The following is a 3706-nucleotide window of genomic DNA, read 5'->3' as shown; positions in this document are numbered from 1 at the left end:
GCGCCATCTCCAGGGCGTTTAGATCCTCCGGTTCAAACCTCGTCGTGAGCTTATCCTCTCTGATCTTGCCTTCCTCGACGATGCTTCCCACTAGATCCCTCGTGTCCCATATCTCCCTTACGATAACAATCGAGTTATAGAGCATAGTTCGATCCTCCGTTTCCTCATCCGAATCTGTATTTAACTCCCATTCCCCCGTCGGGGAATCTCCATTTTATAGCTCCCTGGGGACAGATCTTGCGACATGTGCCGCATTCAAGACAGTTCTCATGGGAGACTATGATCCTCGATTCATCGTTGGGGTCGGTTTTATACACCTGAGCTGGGCAGATAAACAGACATGGCCTATCACGACATGCGGCACATAGCTTCTGATCGACCTCGATATGAGGGTTATCCGGATCAGGTTCATATCTGGTTCTGTAAAGCTTATCCTCGAGCGTCAGCTCCAATATATCCCCCACGTCTTCACCTCACAGCGATCAGATCAACTTTTTGGCTTTAAGCAGATGACCGATCAGCTTGAGTTTCGGTAACCCCCTGAAGAACTCCTTGATAGCCCTTTTCTGTATCTCAGACTTAGGCTCGCCGGTTACCGAGAAGAAACTCACCATCGTATCGACGATTTTCTTCGGATAGAGGGAGAGGATCTCAGGAGTTGTGTCCAGTATCTCCGGGAATCTCTCATACTTTTCGAGATCCTTCATCACAACGCCCTGTGAGAGCTTCCTCTCGTATTCGGAAAGGGTTTGGCGCGAGAAATCCCCTTTTCCTTTGGCTTCAGCCGCCGTCAGCCCGGCGTATCTACCGGATTCCATCGCGTGGTTGGTACCCTCCTTGTAAAGTGAGGCGTTAACAAATCCGGCCGCGTCGCCGACGATCATCACCCCGTTTGCCGATAGCTGTGGAACGGCTTTTCGGCCGCCTTCCGGGATCAGATGTGCGGAGTACTCCAGGAGTTCACCTCCCTCTATCAGCTTTTTGACGAAGGGATGTCTCTTAAAGCCCTCGATCAGATCGTTCGGGTTCATCTTCGCCTGGACCATCGTCTCCAATTTGGCCGCGACACCTATCGAGAGGGTCTCCTTGCAGGTGTAGATAAACCCTCCGCCGACCAGCCCTTCGAACGGCGCCCCGAAGAAATCCAATGCTGCTCCTTCATTGCCATCTAGGTTGAACCTGTCCTCTATCTTTTCCCTCGGCAGAGCGATGATCTCTTTGACCCCGATGGCGTACTGCTGTTCCTTCTTCCCCTTTCTCATCCCCAATTTCTCGACCGCCGATTCGGTGACCAAGGGATTAGCACCGTCGGCCAGTATGACCACATCTGAGAAGAACTCCTCCTCTTCCTCGCCCCTGATTCTGACTCCAATCGCCTTATCCTCGTCATAGATCAGATCGTCCACGACCGTTCCATCCAGCAAGGTAGCTCCCATTTCCTCCACCTCTTCGGCGAGCCACCTGTCGAACTGCGACCGGTGAACGATGTAGGTGTTGTTGAATGGAGGTTTGGCCCACTCATCCGATCCAAAGCTCAGTGAGATGTGTTTATCGGGGGTGAGGAAGGTTAAGATTCTCTTCGAGACGAATCTCTCTATCGGAGCACGTTCATGGAAATCGGGTATCAGTTCACTAAGGATCGTCCCGTAAAGCAGGCCGCCGACGTTCTTGGCGCCGGAGTATTCACCTCTCTCCACAACCACCACATCAAGTCCCTCTTTTGCGGCCACTGCGGCGGCCATCAATCCGGCCGGACCTCCACCGACGACGATCAGATCTACCTTGACCTTTTCCTCCATAAACTCAGCTCTCCGGTGTGGATTTCAAGCGCCATTATTATACCACCCCGGGTAAGCGGTGTGTCAAGTGTCGCATCATCTCCAGTCAAATTGAATTGCTCGGCTTCTGCGTCTTGTCCTATTCAGAATAAGTTGGTATAATTGAAGCAAGGAGCCTATCGGGAAGAGGCTTTTTCACTCGTATGCGGGATATCCTGTTGCTATGGAGGCGAAGATGCTTCTGACCATAGATATAGGCAATACGATCACGGTTATAGGTGTTTTCGAGGGCAGACGACTGATCCATAGCTGGCGGATATCCACCGATAACGGTCGACGGGCAGATGAATACGGAGCGCTGATCAACTTTTTCTTCAAGCTTGAGAGGATAGATATGGATTCGGTGGATGGGGTTATCATCTCCTCTGTCGTGCCAGCGGTGCTGCCGAACATGGTCGAGATGTCGATCAGATATCTGAAGGAGGAACCCGTGGTGGTGACCGCTCAGCTCGATTTGGGTCTCGACTTTAAGGTTAAAAACCCCTCTGAGGTCGGGGCCGATAGGATCGTCAACGCCATAGGCGCTTTTGAGGAACACGGTGGGCCGTGCGTGGTGGTGGATTTCGGTACCGCCACCACTTTCGACGCCATCTCATCGGCGGGTGAATACCTGGGAGGTGCTATCGCCCCCGGGATCGGAATCTCGATGGAGGCCCTTTTCAGCCGGGCGGCTAAACTTCCTAAGGTTGAACTGAAGAAACCCATCTCGCCCATAGGGGATGATACGATAACATCGATACAATCCGGCTTCTTCTACGGGTTCCTCGGCCAAACTGAGGAGATCATCCGTCAGATATCGGACGAGATGGTCCGCCGCGGCGAACCCCGTCCGAAGATCATAGCCACCGGTGGGTTAGCGAGGCTCATCGCTAACTTCTCCGACCTGATAGAGGTTGTCGATCTGGATCTTACTTTGAAGGGGCTGAGGATTGCCTACGAGAGGGTCATGGGACATAATCGCGATTTCCCCCCGAAAAATTCATTTTCAATTCGCCCGTCGTTGTGATATAATTGTATTTGATGAGGAGGGATATACGTGAGGGAGGATATTCGGCAAAAGCTGGCCGAGCTGAGAAGATCCGTTGTTAGGGTGTTGGCTGATCTTCATCTTCTGGAGAAAAAAGCCAACCGCCTTAGGGATGAAGCAGAGGCGTGGCGGTTGAGGGCGATCTCGGCGTTGAAATCGGGCGATGAGAAGCTGGCCAGAGAAGCTCTCAGGAAAAAGGAAAGCATCTTGGAAATGGAAAGGAGATACAGAGAGCAACTCGACGAGCATCGCCTCAACGCCATGAAACTCAAAGATGATCTCAAACGCCTGGAAGCCAGAGCGAAGGTTTTAGAATTCGCCCCATCGACCGTATCGCTCGATGTGCCGCCTGCCTTCAAGGAATACGATAGATTGGTCTCACGCATAGAGGAGCTGGAAGCACAGGTTGAGGCGATGATGGAGGTAAAGGGGGGATGAGGTTTGGAATGGCTCCTCGGCTTTTTCGCCTGGTATAATCTCCCTTTCATCATCCCGCTCTTTCTGGTGGTCGTGTATATCATCTTGCATCTGACGGGACTGAGCTGGGGGAACGGAACGGGGACGGAGATAGGGGATATCGCCATCGACATGGATGACGAATCGGGCGAGGATGTTTGTAAACATAGGTTTATCGCCGCGGTGTTAAATCTGCTCAATATCCGGGGCATCCCACTGACCATGCTGTTGGCGCTTTTCGTGATCTCGTGGGGTATCGAGGGGATAACATTCAATTACGCCCTCAAAAGAGGGCTCGGCCTATATCCGCCGCCTATATTTCTCGTTTCCGCCTTCATATCAGCGCTGATCTCACTCGGGCTGGTCAAGTTGTTCGCCATCGGGG

The 3706-nt window shown here is 52.3% G+C and carries 5 protein-coding genes; 3 read left to right on the top strand and 2 right to left on the bottom strand.

Translation table 11 applies throughout. The annotated features are described in order from the left end of the window. Window positions 1-164: 164 nt before the first annotated feature. Both J7M22_00980 and J7M22_00975 read right to left on the bottom strand, forming a co-directional pair. The gene (locus J7M22_00980; GenBank protein MCD6505173.1) at window positions 165-446 is read right to left on the bottom strand and encodes a 4Fe-4S dicluster domain-containing protein; all 282 of its coding nucleotides are present in this window, start codon (window positions 444-446) and stop codon (window positions 165-167) included. A gap of 36 nt (window positions 447-482) precedes the next feature. Continuing rightward, window positions 483-1799: an FAD-dependent oxidoreductase gene (locus tag J7M22_00975; GenBank protein ID MCD6505172.1), complete on the bottom strand. Its 1317-nt coding sequence runs from the start codon at window positions 1797-1799 to the stop codon at window positions 483-485. A gap of 214 nt (window positions 1800-2013) precedes the next feature. Here J7M22_00975 and J7M22_00970 point away from each other — a divergent pair, with 214 nt between their 5' ends. The 3 genes from J7M22_00970 to J7M22_00960 form a co-directional block, all read left to right on the top strand. Beyond that, window positions 2014-2844 (top strand): type III pantothenate kinase, encoded by an 831-nt coding sequence (locus tag J7M22_00970; GenBank protein ID MCD6505171.1) that lies wholly within the window; start codon window positions 2014-2016, stop codon window positions 2842-2844. Window positions 2845-2874: 30 nt separating this feature from the next. Further along, entirely contained in the window at window positions 2875-3303 is a 429-nt protein-coding gene (locus J7M22_00965; GenBank protein MCD6505170.1) for a PspA/IM30 family protein, read from the top strand. 3 nt (window positions 3304-3306) lie between these two features. Further along, window positions 3307-3706 (top strand): DUF1449 family protein (locus tag J7M22_00960; protein ID MCD6505169.1); only part of this gene is annotated, 400 nt, incomplete at its 3' end.

It is taken from the genome of Candidatus Poribacteria bacterium, from assembly GCA_021162805.1.
In the GTDB taxonomy this organism is placed as follows: domain Bacteria; phylum Poribacteria; class WGA-4E; order B28-G17; family B28-G17; genus JAGGXZ01.
Note: the sequence above shows the minus strand (reverse complement) of the source record. Positions and strands in the feature narration are given on the sequence as shown.

Coding starts and splice junctions, on each gene's coding strand:
- J7M22_00970 (MCD6505171.1), top strand. CDS start 2,014: ATGCTTCTGACCATAGATATAGGCAATACGATCACGGTTATAGGTGTT.
- J7M22_00975 (MCD6505172.1), bottom strand. CDS start 1,799: ATGGAGGAAAAGGTCAAGGTAGATCTGATCGTCGTCGGTGGAGGTCCG.